Origin of the sequence: Falsiroseomonas tokyonensis (genome assembly GCF_019024325.1) — a bacterium.
Classification (GTDB): Bacteria; Pseudomonadota; Alphaproteobacteria; order Acetobacterales; family Acetobacteraceae; genus Falsiroseomonas; species Falsiroseomonas tokyonensis.
The window spans coordinates 24,449-46,664 of the sequence record NZ_JAFNJS010000009.1 but is presented as its reverse complement, the minus strand read 5'-3'; the positions used below and the strand labels follow the sequence as shown (position 1 = coordinate 46,664).

The following is a 22,216-nucleotide window of genomic DNA, read 5'->3' as shown; positions in this document are numbered from 1 at the left end:
CGATGCGGGGGGGACGATATCCTGCGCCCCCCCGAGGTCAATCGTTTCCTTGCTTTCGCCCGGTCGAGACATGTCCGCCTGTGTCATCCGCCATGTTGGATACAGGCCGGACATCCTCCAGCCGATCGATCGCGCGCAGCGCCGGGAACCATCGCATCCAGGCGATTGCCACCAGCACGGTTCCGACACCGCCCAGCACAACCGCGGCAACCGGACCCAGCAGCGCCGCGGCCACGCCGGATTCGAATTCGCCCAGCTGGTTCGAGGTGCCGATGAACAGCGAATTCACGGCCGCCACGCGCCCGCGCATCTCATCCGGCGTGGCAAGCTGCACGAGCGATTGGCGTACCACGACGCTGACTACATCCGCCGCCCCCAGCACCACCAGGGCGGCACTCGACAGGATCAGCGATCGCGACAGGCCAAAGACGATGGTCGCCAGGCCGAACAGGATCACGGCGATGAACATGCGCGTCCCGGCGTGGCGCGACAAAGGCCGCCAGGTCAGCAGAAGGGACATGGCCAGCGCCCCGATGGCCGGCGAGGCGCGCAGCAGGCCGAGCCCCCAGGGGCCGGTCTGCAGGATATCCTTCGCATAGATCGGAAACAGCGCCGCCGCGCCGCCCAGCAGCACCGCCACCATGTCGAGCGAGACGGCGCCGAGCAGCGCCGGGCGGGACCAGATGAAGGTGAGGCCGGAGAACAGGCTTTCCATCGTCACCTTGCCGCGCATCAGGTTGCGTGGCGGGATGCGGATGGCCAGCACCATCAGCCCGGCCAGCAGGAAGGCCAGCGCCGCCACGCCATAGGCCGCGGTGGCACCGCCCAGCGCATAGAGGAAGCCGCCCAGCGCCGGGCCGCAGATGGTCGCCACCTGGTTGGCCGAAGACCCCATGGCCATGGCGCGCGGCAGGTCCGGCGCCGCCACCACGCCGGAAATCAGCGCCTGCTGGGCCGGCATCTCGAAGGCCCGCGCAGCGCCGAAGAGCACGACGAAGGCGAAGATCGCATCGCGATCCAGCCAGCCGGCCAGGCTGCCCCAGGCCAGGCCGAAGCCGCCGGCCGCGGTGACGATGCGGCAGATGCCGACCAGCAGGCGCCGATCGACCCGGTCCGCCACCTGGCCCACCACCAGGGTCAGCAGCAGCATCGGCAGGAACTGCGCCAGCCCCACCAGGCCCAGCGCCAGGGCGCTGTCCGTCAGTTCGTAGACCTGCCAGCCCACCGCCACCACCTGTACCTGCAGCGCGGCCGCGGAAAGGATGCGGGAGAAGAGGAACAGGGCGAAGGGCCGCTGCCGGAGCAGGGACAGGGCGCCCGGGGCGGCGGCCGGCGCGGCTTCCTGCATCCGGGTGCTCAGCCCGCCGCCAGCGCCCGCAGGCGATCCAGCTCCGCTCGCTTCACCTCGGCGCCTTCCGCCCGCTGCTGCCGCAGCCGCGCCAATTCCCGCTCGCCCGGCACCATCACCGGCCGTGCCGGATCGGCCGGCGGCGTGGCGTGCAGGATACCGATGAAATCCGCCATGCGCGCGGCGAGCGTTTCCGGCGCCGCCAGCTTCGTCGCATCGATGGCGATGAAGACATGGCCGAGGTTCTGCGCCACCTCCGGGTTCTTGTCCCAGGCCTGCACATGGCTGAGGAAGGCCGCCCCCGAGAGCAGCCCGGCCAGCAGGTCCACCATCACCGCCAGCCCATAGCCCTTGTGGCCGCCCACCGGCAGCAGGAAGCCGGCGAGCGCCGACTTGGCATCCGTGGTCGGGCGCCCTTCGGCATCCGCCGCCCAGCCCTCCGGCAGCGGCGCCCCGCTGGCCGCCAGGTCCCGGATCTTGGCCCGCGCCGCGACGGACAAGGCCATGTCCAGGATCACCGGATTGCCGCCCGGATTGGGCACGCCGATGCCGATCGGGTTGTTGCCCAGCCGCGTATCCCGCCCACCCCAGGGCGCGATCGTCGTCGTCGCGTTGGAGGCGATGATGCTGGCGAAGCCCTGCTCCGCCGCGATCAGCGCATAGGGCAGGATGGGCCCGAAGTGGTTGCTGCCGCGGGCGAAGGCGGCGCCGATGCCGCAATCCCGCGCGCCCGCCAGCGCCGCCTCCAGCCCGACCATGCCGACCAGCGGGCCGATGCCGTTGCGCCCATCCACCATGGCCAGCGCCGGCATCACGCGGGCCACCCGCACCGCCGCCTGCGGATCGATGCCGCCGACCTTCACCCGGTCCAGATACTGGCCGACGCGGCTGATGCCATGCGTGGTGAGCCCCGCCAGCTCCGCCAGCACCAGCACCCGCGCCGCCGGCGCTGCCTCCTCGGCCCGCATGCCGCCGCGCGCCAAGGCGCGCGTGGCCAGATCCAGCAGCGCGGCCTCCTCGATGCGTTCCAGGCTCACTTGCCGGCCCAGACCTTGGCCGGGATATAGACCTCGCCCTTCATGATCCGGCGTGCGGTGCGCAGCGTGCCGCCGCCCAGGATCGTCGCGCTGCCATCCTCCGCCGTGCCGGTGGTGATCACCGCCTCCATCACCCCGGTCGGATGCTCCAGCGTCACCATCTCCCGCGCCTCGGCATTCACCATCGCGATCCCTTCGGCCACCGTGCCCGGCAACTTGCAGGCGCTGGCGATGCAGATGCCGCCGGTCACCGCCATCGCCTCATGGCAGGCCAGCGGCGTGAAGTAGCGCGCGGCGACGCCCTGGCCGCCCGCGGGCTCGCCCACCATGGCGAACTTCGGCATCACCTTGCCCGCCACATCGCCCATGCCCATGGCTAGGCCGGCCGCACGACGGATGCGCTCGATCCGCGCCATGAAATCGCGGTCGGCGTCCAGCTCCTTGGCACTCTCCCGCGCCGTCTTGCCGAGGTCGCGCGCCCTCGCGATCACCACCGGCATCGCGACATCCAGGCAGGTGACATCCACCTCCTCGATCCGGTCCAGCGGATTGCCGGTCGGCATCAGCTTGCCCGTCGCCCCACCCACGGCCTCGGCAAAGTTCAGCACGATGGGCGCGGCCGTCCCAGGCACGCCGGCGATCGCGGCCTCCCCATCATAGGTCACCCGCCCACCCGGGGTCTGCACCACCGCCTCGATCAGTGCGCCGGTGTTCACGGCACGGATCAGCACCTTGGTCTCGCCATCCTCGGGCGGCACCAGGCCGTTCTCGATGGCAAAGGGGCCGATGCCGGCCAGCATATTGCCGCAGGTCGGACCCCAATCGACCACCGCCTGGTCCACCGAGACCTGGGCAAACAGGTAATCCACCTGCTGCTTCTCCCCGGGCGCCGCCTTGCTGACCATCACCGTCTTGCTGGTCAGCGTCGTGCCGCCCCCCAAGCCGTTGATCTGCCGCGCATCCGGTGATCCCATCACCGCCAGCAACACCTTGCCCGCGTCCTCCCGCCCCTCGGGCAGGTCACTCCGCAGGAAATAGGGGCCGCGGCTGGTGCCGCCGCGCATGAAGGTGCAGGGAATCGCGGTCTGGAGGGTCATCGGAGGTCCTTGCGGCACGATATCCCCCCCGCATACGCCCGCTTCATGCGCCTGGGGAAGCGCGCCCGCCGCGTAGCAGGGTGACGGCTGACGCGCGGAAGTCCAGAATGGCGGGATAACGGCCGCCCAGACCGGCCGAACCGGAGGACCCAGGATGAACCGACGCAACGCCCTGCTGCTGGCCGCAGGCGGGCTGGCCGCGCCCCTCCTCGCGCGCGCCCAGGACACCTGGCCGATCCGCCAGGTGAAGATCATCATCCCCTTCGCCGCCGGCGGCCCGCAGGACATCCCCGCCCGCATCATCGCCGACCGCCTCAGCCGCACCCTCGGCGCCACCTTCTTCATCGAGAACCGACCCGGCGTCGGCGGCGGACTCGGCGCGCAGATGGTGGCCAACGCCCCGCCCGACGGCGGCACGTTGCTGTTCATCTCCTCCTCCATCTCCATCCTGCCGACGCTGCAACGCCAGCTGAACTTCGACCCGCTGCGCGACCTGGCCCCGCTGACCGTCGTCTGCGACGTGCCCGCCGGCATGATGGTGCGCGCCGACAGCCGCTTCACCGACCTCGCCAGCCTCATCGCCGAAGCCAAGGCCAACCCCGGCAAGCTCACCTACGGCTCCGGCGGCGTCGGCTCCGCCAACCACCTGGCCGGCGCGCAATTCGCGGCGCTGGCCGGTATCGAAACCGTCCACGTGCCCTACCGCGGCGTCAGCCAGGCGGTGAACGCGATCTACACCGGCGAAATCGACTTCGTCTTCGGCAGCACCGTCGAAGTCCTGACCCACCACCGCCAGGGCCGCGCCCGCCTGCTCGGCATGACCATGCCCAACCGCGTGCCCGCCGTGCCCGAAATCCCCGCCATCGCCGAACTCGTGCCCGGCTACGCCGCCCCCAACTGGTTCGCCATGTTCGCGCCCAAAGGCCTGCCCGAAAACCTGACCAACCGCCTGGTCACCGAACTTACCGCCATGAAAACCGACGAAACCCTGATCGCCCGCCTGGAACCCGCCGCCGCCATCATCCGCCTCGACGGCCCCACCGCCCTGACCACCCAACTCACCGCCGAAATCCCGCGCTGGCGCAGCGTCATCCAAAGAGCGGGCATCGCGGTCGAAGGGTGAGGGGGGCGGGCGCTGGGTGGTTTGCAGGGGGACGCTGTCCCCCTGCACCCCCTGCCAAGGGGCAGTGGCCCCTTGGAACCCTTGAATCATGAGTAGAAATGGAGAGGGGGCCGGCGGTACCGCAGATCATGCGGCCGCTTCGGCCCCCTCTCCATTTCTACTCAAAGGTCCTGAGGTCCAGGAGGCCGCTGCCTCCTGGCGGGGAGGGTGCGGGAGGGGCAGAGCCCCTCCTGCGAAGCCACCGGCGCCGCGCCCCCTCGACCCTACGCCAGCGTCGTCGCCACTTTGACGGCGCTGTGCTCGGCCAGGATTTCGCGGATGGCTTGGCGGAGGAGGCGGACGTCGCGGATGCGGCTGAAGCCGGGGCGGTGGAACAGGGCGACGTCGCGGCCCAGGTTGGCGTCGCTGATGCGGCGGTAGGCGACCATGTCGTCGAGCAGGGCGCCGATCTGCACGGCGAGTTGCGGCATGAAGGAGACGCCGACGCCGGCGGCGACCATCTGGCGCAGGGTTTCCAGGCTGGCGGCCTGGAGTTCGGGGCGGTCGACCTGCAGGCGGGTGGGGCAGTAGGCGATCGCGTGGTCGCGCAGGCAGTGGCCTTCGCTGAGCAGGATGAGTTCCGGGGTTGGGATGTCGTCGCGCATCACCTGTTCGACGCGGGCGAGGGGGTGGTCGCGGGGGACCACCAGGACGAATTCCTCCCGGAACAGCTTCAGTTCGGTGAGGTCCGGCCCGGGCAGGGGGGAGGCGGCGAGGATGGCGTCGAGTTCGCCGTCCTCCACCTGGCGGGCCAGGTGGCGGGTGAGCCCTTCGGAGAGCAGCAGGCGGAGGTGGGGGAAGCGGGCGCGCAGCGGCTTCAGCAGGAAGGGGACCAGGTAGGGGCCGAGGGTGGAGATGACGCCGAGGCGGAAGGTGCCTTCGAGGGGTGCCGCGCCGGCCGCCGCGATCTCGAACATCCGGCGGGCTTCGGCGACGACGAGGCGGGCCTGGGCGATCAGTTCGGCGCCGCGGGCGGTGACGAGCACGCCGCGCGGGGCGCGTTCGAAGCATTCGACCTGCAGCAGTTCCTCGATCTTGCGGATCTGGGCGGAGAGGGTGGGTTGGCTGACGGCGCAGGCCTGGGCGGCGCGGCCGAAGCTGAGGTGCTCCGCCACGGCGAGGAGGTATTCGAGGTCACGCAGCGACAGGCCGGCGAGTGTCATGAGAGTTTTCCCTGCGGCAGGGTGCAGATACGCATCTAAACGTAAACGGTCTAGCGGCCGGCGGGGTCGGCGAGGGGGCGGATTGACCGGTCCCAGACCCGCGCCTACGCCTTGCCGCGGGTGGGGAGGGGTCTGCGGGTGCAGCAAGGCAAGGCGCGGCAGCCGAAGCGGCGGCGGCAGTTTGACCCGGCGGCGCGCGGGGCGCTGGAGGGGGTCCGGGTGGTGGATCTCTCGCGCCTGGTCGCCGGCAATATGCTCACCAAGGTGCTGGCCGATCATGGGGCGGAGGTGCTGAAGGTGGAGCCCCCGGCGGGGGACAGCCTGCGCGCCTGGAAGGTGGGCGGCATCGAGACCGCCTGGAAGACCTGGTGCCGCAACAAGCGCAGCCTCTGCCTGGATCTGCGCCAGGCCGAGGCGATCGCGGTGGTGAAGCGGCTGGTGGCCGGGGCCGACATCTTCGTCGAGAGTTTCCGGCCGGGTGTGCTGGAGGAAATGGGCCTGGCGCCGGAGGTGCTGCGGGCGATCAATCCGAAGCTGGTGATCGTGCGGATTTCCGGCTGGGGACAGACCGGGCCGTTCCGCCACAAGCCGGGATTCGGGACGCTGGTGGAGGGCTATGCCGGTTTTGCGGCGCTGAACGGTTTCGCGGACCGGGAGCCGGTGCTGCCGCCGATGTTCATGGCGGATGCCTATGCGGGGTTGTATGGCGCCTCGGCCGCCATGATCGCGCTGTGGCATGCGGCGCGGAGCGGGCAGGGCCAGGTGGTGGACCTCTCGCTATTCGAGCCGATCTTTGCGGTGCTGGAGCCGCAGATGGCGAATTGGCGGGTCAGCGGGAAGGTGAAGCCCCGCACCGGCAGCCGCAGCACCAATACCGCGCCGCGCAATGCCTATCGCACCAGGGATGGCGGCTGGCTGAGCCTGTCCACCAGCACCCAGGCGGTCTTCGTGCGCCTCATGCACAGCATCGGCCGGCCGGAGCTGGTGGAGGATCCGCGTTTCCGGACCAATCCCGACCGCCTGGCGAATATCGAGGCGATCGACGGCGTGATCCGGGATGCCATCGCGGGCATGGACCGGGAGGAGGCGCTGGCGAAATTCGACCGGGACGGCGTGACCATCGGCCCGATCATGGATGTGGCCGAGCTGGACGCGGATTCCTACATTGCCGAGCGCGAGGCACTGGTCGAGGTGCCGGATGCCGAGATGCCGGAGGGCTGGCTGCCCATGCATGGCGAGGTGCCGCGCCTGTCCGAAACGCCGGGCATCCTGCGCAATCCGGCGCCCAGGCTGGGCGCGGACAATGACGCGGTGCTGGGCCCGCTGCTGGGGGCGGAGGAGCTGGCCCGGCTGCGCGCGGCGGGGGTGGTGCTGCACGGGGGGTAGCTTGCGCGGGTCAGCCATGCTGCGCTGCGGCCAGGGTTTTCGTGCGTCCCGGGCCGCTATGGGCTAGAGAGCCGCCATAATGCCCTTTCCCGATCTCCCCGAGCGTCTCGCCCAGGCCCTGGCCGAGCGCGGCTATGCCGAACCCACCCCCGTCCAGGCCGCCGTGCTGGACCCTGCAACCGCGGGGCGGGACCTGCTGGTCTCCGCCCAGACCGGCTCCGGCAAGACGGTCGCCTTCGGCCTGGCCATTGCCGAGCAGGTGCTCTCCGGCGGCCGCAGCCGGCTGCCGCTGGCGCTGGTCATCGCGCCGACGCGCGAATTGGCGATGCAGGTGCGGGACGAGCTGGCCTGGCTTTATTCCGGCACCCATGTGCGCGTGATCGCCTGCGTCGGCGGCACCGATGTGCGGGCGGATCGGCGGGCGCTGGGCATCGGGGCGGAGATTGTCGTCGGCACGCCGGGCCGGCTGCGGGACCATCTCGACCGCACCAATATGGACCTGTCCCAGCTGCGCGCCGCCGTGCTGGACGAGGCCGATGAGATGCTGGACATGGGCTTCCGGGACGACCTGGAAGCCATCCTGGAAGGCGCGCCGGAGGATCGGCGCACCCTGATGTTCTCGGCCACCGTGCCGCGGGAGATCGTGGCGCTCGCCGCCTCCTACCAGCGCAATGCGCTGCGCATCGCGGCGACGGTGGAAGGCGAGCGGCATGGCGACATCGCCTATCGCGCCATGCTGGTCGGGCCGCGGGAGGTGGAGGCCGCGGTGGTCAATGCGCTGCGCTGGTACGATGCCGGCGGCGCCATGGTCTTCTGCAACACGCGCGAACAGGTGAACCGCCTGCATGGCAGCCTGGTGGAGCGCGGCTTCTCGGCCGTGGCCCTGTCCGGCGAGCTGACCCAGGCGGAGCGCAACCGCGCGCTGCAGGCGCTGCGCGACCGCCGCGCGCGGGTCTGCGTCGCCACCGATGTCGCGGCGCGCGGCATCGACCTGCCGGATCTCGGCCTGGTCATCCATGCCGAGCTGCCGCGGGACAAGGAGACGCTGCAGCACCGATCCGGCCGCACCGGTCGCGCCGGGCGCAAGGGCGTGGCGGTGCTGATGGTGGCGCATACCCGCCGGCGCCTGGCGGAGCGGCTGCTGTCCTATGCCCGCATCCAGGCCGAGTGGTCCGGCCCGCCGAGCGCCGAGGATGTCCGCGCCAAGGACCGCGAGCGCCTGGCCGCCCAGGCCCGCACCGCGGTCGATGCGGTGGCGGATGAGGATGACCTGGACCTCGCCCGCGCCCTGCTGGTGGACAAGACGCCGGAGCAGGTGGCGGCCGCGCTGTTCCAGGCGCTGCGATCCTCCCTGCCCGCGCCTGAAGAACTCTCGGCCCCGCCGCCCCCGGCCCCGCGCCCGCCGCGCGAACAGGGCGGGGAGGGGGTGTGGTTCCGCCTGTCCATCGGCCGGCACGACCAGGCCGATCCGCGCTGGATCCTGCCCTTCGTCTGCCGCAAGGGCGACCTGACGCGGAAGGAAGTGGGCCGGATCGAGGTGATGGACCGCGAGACCCGGGTGGAGATCGCCCCCTGGGCCGCCGCGCGCTTTGCCGCGTCTGCCCAGCGTGAGACGGGGGATGACGACGACCGCATCCGGATCGAGCAGATGGCGCATGCGCCGGCGCCGAACCGCGCCCCGCGGCGGGAGCCGCCGCGCGACCGCCCGGCGCCGCCGCGGCCGGAACGGCCGGCTGGTTCCATGCACCCGGAACGGCCGGCTGGTTCCATGCACCCGGAACGGCCGGCTGGCCCGCCCCGCGCCTATCGCGGCCCGCCCCGCGGCGACAAGCCACGTGCGCCCTACGCCGGCCCCAAGCGCCGCCCGCAGGGTTAAGCGAATAAACTCCCTCTGGGGAGGGTTGGGGTGGGGGCCTCTGCCCCCCTCAGTTCACCTCGATCCGCGCCTCCCGCACCACGCGCCGCCAGCGCGTCAGGTCGTCCGCGATCAGCTTGCCCAGCGCCTCGCGGCTCGTGGCATCCACCGCGAAGCCGACATTGGCCAGGCGCTGCGTCACCTCCGGCGTCTTCAGCGCGGCGACGATCACCTCGTTCAGCCGCGCCAGCGCCGGCTCCGGCGTGCCCGTGGGCGCCACGATGGCGGTCCAGGAGCCGGAGACATGGTCGGGCAGGCCCTGCTCGGCCATGGTTGGCACATCCGGCAGCTGCGGGAAGCGGTTCGGGCCGCAGATGGCGATGCCGCGCAGCCGCCCGGCCTGCACATGCGCGCCCACCGTGGCCGCGTTCAGTACCGCGAAGGGCGCGGTATTCTGGATGACGGCGGTGGCCGCCGCCGGGCCGCCGGGGAAGGGCACGGGAATCGCCTCCGTCCCCGTCAGCAGCTTGAACAGCTCCATCCCCAGCTGTTCCGAGGATCCGACGCCGGAGGAGGCATAGGCCGGGCCGCCGCGGATGGATTTCATCCAGGCCACCACCTCGGGCACGGTGCGGACGGGGATGGAGGGATGCACCACCAGCATGTTCGGCGCCGTCATCACCAGCGTGACCGGCACGAAGTCCTTCTCCACGTCATAGCCCGGGTTGCGCATGACCACCGGGTTGATGGTCAGCGTGCCGCTGGCGGCCACCAGCAGCGTATGGCCATCCGCCGGCTGCTGCGCGACGTAGCGCGACCCGATGGCGCCCGTCGCACCCGGCCGGTTGTCCACCACCACGGTCTGGCCGAGTGCCGTCGACATCCCCTGCTGCACGACGCGCGCGGCCAAGTCCGTCGGCCCGCCGGGCGGGAAGGGCACGACGAGCGTGACCGGCCGGCTCGGCGCCCAGGCGGCCTGGGCGCGGGCCAAGCGGGGTGCCAGCAGGGGCGCGGCGAGCAATGTCAGGGCTTGGCGTCGGCGCATGGGAACCTCTTGTTCTGTTTGACAGGACAATACTGACCCCAAGCCACGCGGTTGCGCCACCCCTGGCGGCTTGACCGCCCCGGCGCCGCTTCCGACACTCCGGCATGGACCGAACCCCCGATGAGATCCGCGGCGCGCTGGAGCAAATCCGCGCCGCGCGCGGCTTCGTGCTGCCGCATCACGGCGCCATGGCCGCCGCGCTGCCGGAACTGCATGCGGCCTATGAGGCGATGTATCGCGCCCTGACGCTGGAGCAGCGCCACCTTGCGCCGTTGGAGAAGGAGGTGGTCTGGCTGGCCATCCTCGCCGCCTGCGAGGAGCCGGTCGGCACCCATCACCTGCACAAGTTCCGCCTGGCGGGCGGCGCCGATGCGCTGGCGGCCGCGGTTTTCCGCCTGGTGGGCTGGGCGGCGGGTGCGCCGCGCTATGCCTGCATCGCCGCGCATTGGCAGGGGCAGTTTCCGGCGCTGCCGGCGGCGCGCGAATATCTGCAAGGCTGCGATGCGCTGATCGATGGCTCGCCGCTTTCGCCCGGCCTCGCGCGCCTCGCGCTGATCGGCGTGCACACGGCCGGCGAGGAGATCTGGGGCCTGCGCGTCGCGCTGGAATCGGCCTATGCGCTGGGCGTGCCGGAGCCGGCGATGGCGGAGGCGATGAGCCTGGCGATCTGGCCGCGCGGCGTGAACCGCTTCGTCAAGGCAACCGCCTGCTGGCTCGACCTGCTGCAATCCGGCCGCGTCACGCCCTCGCCCGCCTTCCGCGCCTGGGCCGAGGTGGCGGGGCAGGGCGCCTTCCAGCCCCCGGTTTGACGCGGCGCGCGGCGCCTTCCTATGCTCGGCGCCCGAGGAGTGCCCGATGGCCGAGGCTTTGCAGGTTCCCACGCACCTGACCGTGGAGAACGCGGATTTCAGTCGCGCCCTCGGCTTCATCGATGGCGCGGTGGTGCCGCTGGCCGAGGCGAAGATTCCGGTCCGCGACCTCGGCCTGATGTATGCCGACATGACCTATGACGTGGTGCATGTCTGGCAGGGCGGCTTCTTCCGGCTGGAGGATCACCTCGACCGGTTCTTCGCCTCGCTGTCCGGGCTGCGGCTGGACCCCGGCATGACGCGGGAGGCGATGCGGCGGCTGCTGGCGGATCTGGTCCGACGCAGCGGGCTGCCGGATGCGCTGGTCTATTTCGCCTGCACGCGCGGCATGGCCGTGCCGGGGTCGCGCGACCCGACGCTCTCGCAGAACCGCTTCTTCGCCACCGTCACGCCGCTGGTGCTGCGCGGCCAGCCGGCGGAGATGCAGCGCGGGCAGAATGCGATGCTGGTGCGCGACGTGGCGCGGATTCCGGCCAGCGCGGTGAACCCGGTGTGGAAGAACACCCATTGGGGCGACTTCATCCGCGCCGCCTTCCTGGCGAAGGACGAGGGATTCGACGTGCCCATCCTCTGCGCCACGGACGGCGCGGTGGCGGAGGCGCCGGGCTTCAACGTGGTGGCGGTGATCGACGGCGCGCTGCTCTCGCCGGAAGCCGGCGTGCTGGAGGGGATCTCCTGCCGCAGCATGTTCGAACTGGCCGCCGAACTCGGCATCCCCGCCCGCTACGGAAGGCTGATGCCGGAGCAGCTGGCGGCGGCGCAGGAAGCCTTCCTGACCGCCACCTCCTGCGGCCTGTTTCCGGTGACGCGGCTGGATGGCGCGCCGATCGGTGCCGGCGTGCCGGGGCCGGTCACAACGCGCTTGCTCAATACCTATTACGCCAGGAAGAATGCCGGCTGGCACATCACCCCCTTGTCCAGCATTCCGCCCCCCTGACGACCGGAGACCTGCCGATGAGGCGCCTGCTCGCATCCCTCGCCGCGATCGTGCTGGCGGCGACGCCCGCTTTGGCGCGGGACCTCACCATCGTCGCCGGTGGCGGCGCGCTGCAGGACCATATGCGGCGCACGCTGTTTTCCACCTTCGCCGGCGGGCCGGTGGTGGATACGGCCTATGACTACAATGTCGGCCCGATCCGCGCGATGGTCGCCGCGCGCAACGTCACCTGGGACGTGGTGATGGTGGAGGCACCGGACCTGGTGCGCGGCTGCGAGGATGGGATCTTCGAGCGCATCGACTGGTCCGTGGTGGACCGCAGCAAGTTCATGCCCGGCGGCGCCACCACCTGCGGCGCCGGCGCCATCGGCTGGGGCGTCTCCGTCTTCTACGACGAGGCGCGGCATCCGAACGGTCCTGCGAACTTCGTGGAATTCTTCGACACCGCCCGCTTCCCCGGCCGTCGCAGCCTGCGCCGCGGTGCGCGCATGACGCTGGAGATCGCGCTGATGGGCGATGGCGTCGCCGCGGCCGATGTCTACAAGGTGCTGGCGACGCCGCAGGGCCAGCAGCGCGCCTTCGCCGCGCTCGACCGCCTGCGCCCGCATCTGACCTTCTGGACCGGCGGGCAGCAGCCGATCGAGCTGGTGAACAGCGGCGAGGTTGCTTATGCCGTGGGCTTCGTCGGCCGCGTCGCCAATGGCATCCGCGCCGGCCAGCGCTACAATCTGCGCTGGTCCACGCTGCTCTATGCCTATGACAGCTGGGCGGTGGTGCGCGGATCGCCCAATGCGGCGCAGGGCATGCGGCTGATCGAGCATATCACCAGCCCCGGCCCGCTGCTGGCGCTGACGCAGCTCTGGCCGATCAACCCGGTGACGCAGGCGGTGGCGGAGAACCCTGACGTGCGCGCGCGCAATCCGCTGATGATGACGAACCATCAGGCCGGCGGGCTTGAGATCGATACCGAGTTCTGGCTGGAGAATGGGCCCGACCTGGAGCAGCGCTTCGCCTCCTGGCTGAACCGTTGAGGCGCACCAACTGGCTGGCGGCGCTGCTGATCGCGCCGCTGCTGCTGCTGATTCTTGGGAGTTTCGTGGTCCCTGTCGGGCTGACGCTGTTTCGCGCCGTGGCGGACCGGGAGGTGGCCGCGGCGCTGCCGGAGACCAGCGCGTTGTTGGCGTCCTGGGACGGGCAGGGGCTGCCGCCGGAAGGCGCCTTCGCGGCGGTAGCGCGCGAGCTGGCGGCGGCGCTGGAGGAACGCCGCATCGGCGACCTGGCGCAGCGGATGAATTTCGAAAGCACCGGACTGCGCACGCTGCTGCTGCGTACCGCCCGCGCCGGCGACCGCCTGCGCGCGCCCTATGCCGATGCGCTGGTGGCGCTGGATGCGCGCTGGGGGCAGCGTGACACCTGGCTGATGCTGCAACGCGCCAGCGGTCCCACCACCTCGCTCTATTTGCTACGCGCCCTGGACCTGACCCGCACGCCCGACGGCACGGTGACGCAGGTGGCAGTCGAAGAAAAACTGTTCCGGACGCTGTTCCTGCGCACGCTCTGGGTCAGCCTGCTGGTGACTTTCCTCTGCCTGCTGCTGGCCTATCCCGTGGCCTATACGATTGCCCGGCTGCGCGCGCCCTGGTCCTCCGTCGCGCTGACGCTGGTGCTGATTCCCTTCTGGTCCTCCGTTCTGGTGCGCACCACCGCCTGGTATGTGCTGCTGCAGCGGGAGGGGCCGGTGAATGATGCGCTGCTGGGGCTCGGCTTGCTGGATGCGCCGGCGCAGATCCTCGGCACGCGCATCGCGGTGGTGGTGGCGCTGGTGCATGTGCTGCTGCCCTTCGCCATCCTGCCGATGCACAGCGTCATGACGCGGCTGGACGCCACCTATCTGCGCGCCGCTGCCTCGCTCGGCGCCAATGGCGTGCAGCGCTTCCTGCGCGTCTGGCTGCCGCTGAGCCTGCCGGGCGTCGCGGCGGGGGGTGCGATGGTCTTCCTGCTGGCGGTCGGCATGTACACCGCGCCGGCGCTGATCGGCGGCGACCGCGACCAGATGGTCACCTGGTTCATCGCCAACTTCATGACGCGCGACGTGAACTGGGGCATGGCCGCAGCACTCTCCGCCTATCTGCTGGCAATGAGCGGCGCGGTGATCGCGCTGACGCGCCTGCTGACCGGCGGCGCGGTGCAGACGGGCGCGCGCGCCTGATGCGCGAACACCCCCTCGCGCGGGTGCTGTTGCGCGGCGCCACAGGCCTGGTGCTGGCCTTCCTGGTCGCGCCGATGCTGGCCGTGGTGGTGCTGTCCTTCTCGCCCACCGAGCTGATGGTGCTGCCACCGCGCGGCTTTTCTCTGCGCTGGTACGAGGATTTCCTCACCGCCGGCCGCTGGGTGCTGGCCACGCGCAACAGTTTTGTGGTCGCCATTGCCACGACGCTGCTGGCGACGCTGCTAGGCACGGCGGCGGCGATCGGGCTGCAGCTTGGGCGCTTTCGCGGCAAGGCGCTGCTGGTGACGCTGCTGACCCTGCCGATGGTCACGCCCTATATCGTCACCGCGGCTTCCATGTACTTCGCCTATGCGCTGGTCGGTCTGACCGGGTCGCTGCCGGGGCTGGTGCTGGGACATACGGTGGTGGCGGTGCCCTTCGTGGTGATGGCGGTGCTCGCCACCTTGCAGACCTTCGATGCCAATCTTTTGCGCGCCGCCGCCTCGCTCGGCGCGCCGCCCACGGCCGCGATCCTGCGCGTGGTGGTGCCGAACATCTGGCCGGGCATCGCGGCCGGCGCAGTCTTTGCCTTCGCCACCTCGCTGGACGAATTCGTCATCACGCTGTTCCTGGCGGGGCCAGGCCAGTTCACGCTGCCGCGGCAGATGTATGCCTCCGTCCGCGAATTTCTTACGCCCACCATCCTGGCGGCTGCCACGCTGCTGTTCCTCTGCTCGCTGGTCTTCCTGCTGGCCAGCGAGTCGCTGCGGCTGCGCAGCGCGCGGAAGACGCTGCCATGACCGATGCGCTGGTCCGCTTCCGCGGCGTGTCGAAAAGCTATGACGGCCGCACGCCGGTGGTGACGGATCTCGACCTCGATGTGAGCCGGGGTGAGTTCCTGACCCTTCTCGGCCCCTCTGGCTCCGGCAAGACCACCACGCTGATGATGCTGGCAGGCTTCGAGGACCCCTCCGCCGGCAGCATCGAGCTGGACGGCGTGCGTATCGACACCGTGCCCCCGCATCGCCGCGGCATCGGCGTGGTGTTCCAGAATTACGCGCTGTTCCCGCATATGACGGTGGCGGAGAACCTGGCCTTTCCGCTGTCCATCCGCCGCCTGAAGCGCGAGGAGATCGCCACCCGCACGCGGCGCGCGCTGGAGATGGTGCGCCTGCCGGGCTTCGGCGACCGCCGCCCGCAGCAGCTCTCGGGCGGCCAGCAGCAGCGCGTGGCCTTGGCGCGCGCGCTGATTTTTGCGCCCAAGCTGGTGCTGCTGGACGAACCCCTCGGTGCGCTGGACAAGCAGTTGCGGGAGGAGCTGCAGGCCGAAATCCGCCGCATCCACGCCCAGCTCGGCGTCACCATGGTCTATGTCACGCATGACCAGGCGGAGGCGCTGACACTGTCGGACCGCATCGCCGTCTTCAACGAGGGACGCATCCAGCAGCTGGGCACGGCGGAGGCCGTCTATGAGCGCCCCGCCAATCCCTTCGTCGCCGGCTTCATCGGCGAGAGCAACCGCCTGGCCGCGCGCGTGCTGGATGCGACGCTGCTGCGTTTGGAGGATGGCAGCACGCTGGAGGCCATGCCGCATGCATTCGCACCCGGCACCGCGGTGCTGGTGTCCATCCGACCGGAGCGCGTGCTGCTCGGCCCGGGCACGCAGGGCTTGGCCAATGCGACGACAGCGCGGGTGGAGGAGGTGGTCTATCTCGGCGACCATTCGCGTCTGCGTCTTGCGCATGCAGGGCGCACGGATTTTGTCGTGAAACTGCCGCGGCAGGAGGCGGTGCCGCAGCCGGGCAGCCTCGTCGATCTCGCCATCCCCGTCGCAGCCGTCGCGGTGTTTCCCGCCTGAGCGGATTTGCGCTTGACAGGTCACGCCATCACGCGTGGCATTCGTGGTGAAACCTGCTGCGTTGCACCCCTCGAAGGGAAAGCCCATGCCCCATCTCACCCGACGCACCATGCTCGGCGCGGCCGCGGGCCTCGGCGCCGCGCCGCTGCTGACGAAACCGTCGCGCGCGCAGCAGCGGCCAGGCGTGATCCGCATGGGCCTCTCGGCCTGGCCGCCGAACCTGCAGCCCTGGCCTTCCACCGGTGCCTCCGCCGGCACAGTGAAGATGCTGATCCATCGCCGCCTGATGCGCTTCGACGAAAAGGGCGAGCTGCAGGGCGAGCTTGCCCGCGAGTATTCGCGCGATGCCGAAGGCGCCTGGGTCTTCAAGCTGCGCCCCGAGGCCGTCTTCCACAATGGGGAGAAGGTGACTGCGGAAGACGTGAAGTGGTGCATCGAGCAGATCGCCGCCGAACGCTCCACCGCCTACTACCGCACGCAGATGCAGCAGATCGAGCGTGTGGAAACGCCGGACGCGCACACCGTGCGCCTGGTGATGAAGGCGCCGAATGCGACGGCGCCGCTCTGGTTCGCCAATTACAATATGGCCATCGTCTGGCGCGGCTCCCGCGACATGGCCAATGCCGTGGGCTGCGGACCCTATCGCGTCGCGAGCCAGGAACGCGGCACCTGGCTGCAGCTGGAGAAGGCGAACAACTACTGGGTGCCCGACCTGCCGCGCACCAACACCATCCGCATGGTGGTCTATGCGGATGAGAATCTGCGCCTTGCCGCGCTGCAATCCGGCGATGTGGACATGATCGAATACGTGCCCTGGTCCGGCATGGCGGCGGTGGAGAATGATCCGCGGCTCAAGCTGGATGCGCAGATGGGCCCCTTCATGGACATCCTGTTCAACGGCTCGCGGCCGCCCTTCAACAACCCGCTGGTGCGCCGCGCCGTGGCGCATGCGGTGAAGCGCGAGGATATCGTCCGCGTTGCCTTCTCCGGCCGCGGCAAGCCGATCGAGGGCATGCCGATCGTCGAGGGCACGCCCTGGTACGACGCGGAACTTGCCAAGGGCCATGCCTATGACCCGGAGCGCGCCAAGGCGCTGCTGGCGCAGGCGGGCTTCCCGAACGGCTTCTCCACCACACTGCTCGCAACCTCGCAATTCGGCATGCACAAGGACAGCGCGGAGATCACCCAGCAATACCTCGCCGCAGTCGGCATCCAGGCGGAGCTGCGGCTGACGGACTGGTCCACCCGCGTCTCCGCCGGCATCCGCGGGCAATACGATATCGCCGTGCACGGCGTCTCCGCCGATTTCAACGATCCGGATGGGTTGACGGTGGTGCTGGATACCTCGCTGTCCGATGCGCATGGCCGGTCCTTCCGCCTGTCCACGCCGCGCACGGTGGAGCTGCTGGCCAAGGGCCGCATGGAATTCGACACGGCGAAACGCATCGAGATCTACAAGGATATGCAGCGCGCGGCGCTGGAGGAAGTGCCACTGGTGGCGCTGGCCTGGCGCGAGCAGGGCTATGGCTATGACCGCCGCATCACCGGCTTCGCCAATCTGCCCGGCGCGCTCACCACCTCCTCCGGCGCGCTGCTGGAGTTCGCGGCGTTCGGCTGATGTGGTGGCTGGCCAAGCGCATCGGGCTGTCGCTGCTGCTGATGTGGGTTGTGGCGACCATCGTCTTCCTGGCGCTGCACATGGTGCCGGGCGATCCGGCGGAGATGCTGCTCTCCACCGGCGGCGCCATGCCGGATGCCTATGCGATCCAGGAACTGCGCGAACGGCTCGGGCTGAACCGACCGATCCTGGAGCAGTACGGCGCCTTCCTGATGGGCCTGACGCGCGGCGACCTCGGCACCTCGCTGGTCGATGACTACCCGGTGGCGGAGGAGATCGCGCTGCGCCTGCCGCGCACGCTGGAATTGATCCTCGCGGGCACGATGCTGGCGGTGGCCATCGCGCTGCCCGCCGGCACCTTCGCCGCGGTGCGCCAGGGTGGCGCCTTCGACCGTGCGGCCTCGGCACTCGCCGCCGTGCTGCAGGCGGTGCCGGTCTTCGTGCTCGGCACGCTGCTGATCCTGGTGCTGGCGCAATGGCTGCGCTGGATGCCGGCGGGTGGCTATACGCCCTTCGCAGAAGACCCCGTGCGGCACCTGGTGCTGCTCTCGCTGCCCGCCATCGCGGTGGCCAAGGGATTGGCGGCGACCATCTTCCGCATGACCCGCGCATCGGTGCTGGATGCGCTGTCGCGCGACCATGTCCGCACGGCGCGGGCCAAAGGATTGACGCCGCAACGCGTGCTGCGTCGGCATGTCGTGCGCAATGCGCTGATCCCGGTCACCACTGTGCTCGGCCTGCAGATGGGCACGCTGTTGGGCGGCACCGTGCTGGTGGAATACGTCTTCAACTGGCCCGGCCTGTCCACGCCGTTGCTGCGCGCGGTGGAGGCGCGGGACTACCCCATGGTGGTCGGCATCGTCATCACCGTCTCTGGCCTTTTCCTGCTGATCAACCTGGCGATGGACCTGATCTACGCCGCGCTTGATCCACGGATCACCCGATCATGAGGCGGCTGTGGTTTCCGGCGGCGATCGTCGGGCTGATCGTGCTGATCGCGGCGCTGGCGCCGCTGCTGCCGCTGATGGATCCGGTGCGACAGGATGTGGCGAACCGGCTGGTGGCCTATGTGCCCGGCAGCCCGATGGGGCGGGACGAATTCGGGCGCGACGTGATGTCCCGGCTGATCTGGGGCGCGCGATCCTCGCTGGCCGTCGCCTTTGCGTCCGCGGCCATCGCGGCGGTGATCGGCACGGCGCTCGGCCTGCTTGGTGGCTGGTTCCGTGGGCTGGCGGAGGTGCTGGCGATCCGCGGCGCGGATGTGGTGCTCTGCTTCCCGCCGGTTCTGCTGGCGTTGCTGGTCGTGACCTTGCTCGGCCCGGGCACCGGCACGCTGATCCTGGTGCTGTCCGTGCTGTATCTGCCCGGCTTCATCCGCGTGAGTTTCGCGGAAGTGCTTTCGGCGCGCGGGCAGGATTATGTGGAGGCGGTGCGTGCGCTCGGCGCGCGCACGCCGCGCATCCTGCTGCGCACGGTGCTGCCCAATATCGCGGGGCCGGTGCTGGTGCAGGTCTCGCTCGCCGTTGCTTCCGCCGTGGTGCTGGAAAGCGGCCTGTCCTTCCTCGGCCTCGGCGTGGTGCCGCCGACGCCGAGCTGGGGGCTGATGATCCGCGGTGCGCGCGCCACCATGGAGCAGGCGCCGATGCTGCTGCTCTGGCCCTGCCTGGCGCTGACCATCACCATCCTGGCGATGAACCTGCTGTGTGACGCCGTGCGCGATGTCGCGGACAAGCGCGGCGGTGGCGGCGCGCCAAGGCTGCGGCTGGTGGACCGTCTGCTGCCCGGCCTGTTCCCGGCGCCGGCCGCGCCGCAGCCGCTGCTGGATGTGCAGGGGCTGACGGTGGAGATCGCGGTGCCCGGCGGCATCATCCGCCCGGTGGAGGATCTCGGCTTTCGGCTCGATGCCGGTCGCACGCTGGCGATCGTGGGCGAAAGCGGTTCCGGCAAATCCATGGCGGCCACCGCCATCATGGGCCTGCTGCCGCCGGCCGCGCGCGTCGCCGCGGGCGTGGCGCGGCTGGATGGCGAGGATCTGCTGCGCATGCCGGAGGCGGCCCGGAGAAAATTGCGCGGTGGCGCGATGGCGATGGTCTTCCAGGACCCGATGAGCAGCCTGAACCCCGTGCATCGCATCGGTGACCAGGTGGCGGAGGCGATCCGCGCGCATCGCGATGTGCCGCCCGCAAAGGCGAGCGCGGAGGCGGTGACGCTGCTGAAGCGCGTCGGCATCGCGGATCCGGAACGCCGCGCCCGCGCCTATCCGCACGAGCTCTCGGGCGGCATGCGTCAGCGCGTGATGATCGCCATGGCCATCGCCAACAAGCCGCGACTGCTGATTGCGGATGAGCCGACGACAGCGCTGGATGTGACGGTGCAGGCGGCGATCCTCGACCTGCTCGCGGAACTGCGGCGCGAGGAGGGGATGGGCCTCGTGCTCATCACCCACTCCCTCGGCGTGGTGGCGGAGGTCGCGGAGGATGTGGTGGTGATGTACGCCGCGCAGGTGGTGGAGCGCGGTCCTGTCGCCCAGGTTTTCGGCCGCCCGCTGCACCCCTATACGCGCGCGCTGCTCGCCGCCGTGCCGGATGGCGATGTGGAGCCGGAGGGCATTCCCGGCGTGGTGCCGCGCCCCGATCGCTGGCCACCCGGCTGCCGCTTCGCGCCACGCTGCGCCTTCGCCACCGTGGCCTGCGAGACGCCGCCGCCGCTGGAGGAGGTACAGGGCCAGGCGGTGCGCTGCGTGCGCTGGCGGGAGCTGAGCGCATGAGCGAACCGCTGGTGGTGGCCGAGCGTGTCGAGATGACCTTCGCGCCGCGCGGCATTTTCGCGCTCGGCAAGCCGGTGCGCGCTGTGGCCGGTGTGGATGCGACCGTGGCGCGGGGCGAGGCGCTGGGCGTGGTGGGCGAAAGCGGCAGCGGCAAGTCGACGCTCGGCCGCGTGCTGCTGGGCCTGCTGGCCGCCACGGGCGGCGCGGTGCGCTTCGATGGCAATCCCCTGCCAAAACCCGGCAGCGCCGCCTGGCGCCGTCTGCGTGCCCGCATGGGCATCGTCTTCCAGGATCCTTTTGGAAGTCTCGATGCGCGTCGCAGCATCGGCGCGCAGGTGGAGGACGGGCTGGCCATCCACACGCGCCTCTCCGCCGCCGAGAGGCGTGCGCGACTGACAGAGATGTTCGTGCGGGTGGGGCTCGATCCGCAGCGGCTCGGCGCCTATCCGCATGAATTTTCCGGTGGCCAGCGGCAGCGGCTCGGCATCGCGCGGGCGCTGGCGACCAATCCGGATTTTCTCGTCGCGGATGAGCCGGTCTCGGCGCTGGATGTCTCGATCCAGGCGCAGGTGGTGAAGCTGCTGGCGGAGCTGCGGCGCGACCTCGGTCTCGCCATGCTGTTCATCAGCCACGACCTGCCGGTGGTGCGGCATCTCTGCGACCGGGTCATCGTGATGTATCTCGGCCGGGTCATGGAGGAGGGGCCGGTGGCGGACGTCTTCGCGCGCCCCTCGCACCCCTATACCCGCGCGCTGCTTTCGGCGACGCCGATGCTGGACCCGGCGCGGCGGCTGACTCGGGAGATCCTACCGGGCGAGCCGCCCAGCCCCTCCGCGCCGCCTTCCGGCTGCGTCTTCCGCACGCGCTGCCGGCATGCGCGGCCCGAATGCGCGGAGACCGTGCCCCCCCTTCGCGAATTCGGCAGTCCGGCGCATCGTGTCGCCTGCATCCGTGCCGATGAGATCAACTGAGGAACCCGCCAGCATGACTGAGATATCGCCGACGAAAGTCCGCATGGGCGAGATCACGGGCGACGAGGCCCGCACGCTCTATCCGCAGAACCCAGTGATCCTGCTGCCGATGGGCAGCCATGAGGATCAGGGCCCGCATGCGCCGATGGGCGACTACTTCCTGGCCGAGAAGATGGCCGAGCTGATCGCGCTGCGCGCGACGGCGGAAGGCACGCGCACCGTGGTCGCGCCGGTGCTGCCCTTCGGCAAGGGCGATTTCTTCGGCCCGATGCCGGGCGGCATCGCGCTCTCGGCCGCCACGTTTCGGGCCGTGCTCGATGAGATGTTTGGAGAGTTGCTGCGGCACAAGCTGACGAAGCTCATCGTCATCAACGGCCATGGCGGCAACGTCAATGTGGTGAACGAGGCGACGCGCTCGGTGATGCACAGGACGGGCCTGGTGATCCCGGCGCTGTATCTGTGGCGAATCGCCTATGCGGAGATGCCCAAGCTGCTGGGGGCGGAGAAGGCGAAGGCGGTGTCGAGCCACGGCGCGGATCCGCTGACCAGCCTCGGGATGCATCTGTTCCCGGAGCGTATCCGCACGGACCTGATTCCGGAGCCGCGCAGCGGCAATCCGACGGCGCTTGGCCTGCCCTTCCAGGGCTGGGGCTCGCTGAGCTTCAACGGCGCCGAAGTCACAGTGCCGATCGAGTACGATGCGGTCAGCCCGAATGGTCTCGGCACGGGCGATCCGCGGCTGTGCAGCGCGGAGAGCGGCAAGCTGATCGCGGATCGGCTGACGGAAATCGGCGCGGGCTTCTGCCACCACTACGCGAAGCAGTGATGCATTAGCCCTCCCCCGTAACACGGGGGAGGGTTGGGTGGGGGTCTGCGCGCGCTCAGCCCCCACCC

At 70.4% G+C, this 22,216-nt stretch carries 19 protein-coding genes; 14 read left to right on the top strand and 5 right to left on the bottom strand.

Going from position 1 to position 22,216, the window contains the following annotated elements; translation table 11 throughout:
* Positions 1-37: 37 nt before the first annotated feature.
* Genes J3S20_RS24165 through J3S20_RS24155 form a run of 3 tightly spaced genes read right to left on the bottom strand, consistent with a single transcriptional unit; the run spans position 38 to position 3,482 of the window.
* Positions 38-1,348: an MFS transporter gene (locus J3S20_RS24165; protein WP_216839410.1), complete on the bottom strand. Its 1,311-nt coding sequence runs from the start codon at positions 1,346-1,348 to the stop codon at positions 38-40.
* Between the two features lie 8 nt (positions 1,349-1,356).
* Positions 1,357-2,385 (bottom strand): Ldh family oxidoreductase, encoded by a 1,029-nt coding sequence (locus J3S20_RS24160; RefSeq protein ID WP_343215288.1) that lies wholly within the window; start codon positions 2,383-2,385, stop codon positions 1,357-1,359.
* Positions 2,382-3,482: a 4-oxalomesaconate tautomerase gene (locus J3S20_RS24155; RefSeq protein WP_216839408.1), complete on the bottom strand. Its 1,101-nt coding sequence runs from the start codon at positions 3,480-3,482 to the stop codon at positions 2,382-2,384. Before J3S20_RS24155 ends, J3S20_RS24160 begins: the two co-directional genes overlap by 4 nt.
* 154 nt (positions 3,483-3,636) lie before the next feature.
* On the opposite strand from J3S20_RS24155, the gene J3S20_RS24150 reads away from it, so the two are divergent.
* Complete coding sequence (locus J3S20_RS24150; protein ID WP_216839406.1) at positions 3,637-4,605, top strand: Bug family tripartite tricarboxylate transporter substrate binding protein; 969 nt, start codon at positions 3,637-3,639, stop codon at positions 4,603-4,605.
* A 263-nt stretch (positions 4,606-4,868) separates the two neighbouring features.
* Here the strand turns inward: J3S20_RS24150 and J3S20_RS24145 are convergent, their stop codons facing one another.
* Positions 4,869-5,807, bottom strand: a complete 939-nt coding sequence (locus J3S20_RS24145) for a LysR substrate-binding domain-containing protein (protein ID WP_216839404.1) — start codon at positions 5,805-5,807, stop codon at positions 4,869-4,871.
* A 138-nt stretch (positions 5,808-5,945) separates the two neighbouring features.
* On the opposite strand from J3S20_RS24145, the gene J3S20_RS24140 reads away from it, so the two are divergent.
* Positions 5,946-7,193, top strand: a complete 1,248-nt coding sequence (locus J3S20_RS24140; protein ID WP_216839402.1) for a CaiB/BaiF CoA transferase family protein — start codon at positions 5,946-5,948, stop codon at positions 7,191-7,193.
* A gap of 79 nt (positions 7,194-7,272) precedes the next feature.
* Entirely contained in the window at positions 7,273-9,069 is a 1,797-nt protein-coding gene (locus J3S20_RS24135; protein ID WP_216839400.1) for a DEAD/DEAH box helicase, read from the top strand.
* 49 nt (positions 9,070-9,118) lie between these two features.
* On the opposite strand, the gene J3S20_RS24130 is transcribed toward J3S20_RS24135, so the two are convergent.
* Entirely contained in the window at positions 9,119-10,093 is a 975-nt protein-coding gene (locus J3S20_RS24130; protein WP_216839398.1) for a Bug family tripartite tricarboxylate transporter substrate binding protein, read from the bottom strand.
* Positions 10,094-10,197: 104 nt separating this feature from the next.
* Here J3S20_RS24130 and J3S20_RS24125 point away from each other — a divergent pair, with 104 nt between their 5' ends.
* From J3S20_RS24125 to J3S20_RS24075, 11 genes are all read left to right on the top strand, one after another.
* Complete coding sequence (locus tag J3S20_RS24125; RefSeq protein WP_216839395.1) at positions 10,198-10,902, top strand: hypothetical protein; 705 nt, start codon at positions 10,198-10,200, stop codon at positions 10,900-10,902.
* A gap of 46 nt (positions 10,903-10,948) precedes the next feature.
* Positions 10,949-11,899, top strand: a complete 951-nt coding sequence (locus tag J3S20_RS24120) for an aminotransferase class IV (RefSeq protein WP_216839394.1) — start codon at positions 10,949-10,951, stop codon at positions 11,897-11,899.
* Between the two features lie 17 nt (positions 11,900-11,916).
* A complete protein-coding gene (locus J3S20_RS24115; RefSeq protein ID WP_216839391.1) occupies positions 11,917-12,930 on the top strand; it encodes an extracellular solute-binding protein in 1,014 nt (337 codons plus the stop codon).
* Positions 12,927-14,108: an ABC transporter permease gene (locus J3S20_RS24110; protein WP_216839389.1), complete on the top strand. Its 1,182-nt coding sequence runs from the start codon at positions 12,927-12,929 to the stop codon at positions 14,106-14,108. The genes J3S20_RS24115 and J3S20_RS24110 overlap by 4 nt, the downstream gene beginning before the upstream one ends.
* Positions 14,108-14,908 carry an ABC transporter permease gene (locus J3S20_RS24105; RefSeq protein WP_216839387.1) on the top strand — a complete coding sequence of 267 codons (801 nt, stop codon included), beginning with the start codon at positions 14,108-14,110 and terminating at the stop codon, positions 14,906-14,908. Before J3S20_RS24110 ends, J3S20_RS24105 begins: the two co-directional genes overlap by 1 nt.
* Positions 14,905-15,966: an ABC transporter ATP-binding protein gene (locus tag J3S20_RS24100; RefSeq protein WP_216839381.1), complete on the top strand. Its 1,062-nt coding sequence runs from the start codon at positions 14,905-14,907 to the stop codon at positions 15,964-15,966. Before J3S20_RS24105 ends, J3S20_RS24100 begins: the two co-directional genes overlap by 4 nt.
* A gap of 85 nt (positions 15,967-16,051) precedes the next feature.
* Positions 16,052-17,584 (top strand): ABC transporter substrate-binding protein, encoded by a 1,533-nt coding sequence (locus J3S20_RS24095; RefSeq protein WP_216839379.1) that lies wholly within the window; start codon positions 16,052-16,054, stop codon positions 17,582-17,584.
* Positions 17,584-18,534: an ABC transporter permease gene (locus tag J3S20_RS24090; RefSeq protein WP_216839377.1), complete on the top strand. Its 951-nt coding sequence runs from the start codon at positions 17,584-17,586 to the stop codon at positions 18,532-18,534. Before J3S20_RS24095 ends, J3S20_RS24090 begins: the two co-directional genes overlap by 1 nt.
* On the top strand, positions 18,531-20,351 hold the full coding sequence (locus J3S20_RS24085; RefSeq protein ID WP_216839375.1) for a dipeptide/oligopeptide/nickel ABC transporter permease/ATP-binding protein: 1,821 nt from the start codon (positions 18,531-18,533) through the stop codon (positions 20,349-20,351). The genes J3S20_RS24090 and J3S20_RS24085 overlap by 4 nt, the downstream gene beginning before the upstream one ends.
* Complete coding sequence (locus J3S20_RS24080) at positions 20,348-21,322, top strand: ABC transporter ATP-binding protein (protein WP_216839373.1); 975 nt, start codon at positions 20,348-20,350, stop codon at positions 21,320-21,322. Before J3S20_RS24085 ends, J3S20_RS24080 begins: the two co-directional genes overlap by 4 nt.
* A 13-nt stretch (positions 21,323-21,335) precedes the next feature.
* A complete protein-coding gene (locus J3S20_RS24075) occupies positions 21,336-22,148 on the top strand; it encodes a creatininase family protein (protein WP_246603223.1) in 813 nt (270 codons plus the stop codon).
* Positions 22,149-22,216 lie beyond the last annotated feature (68 nt).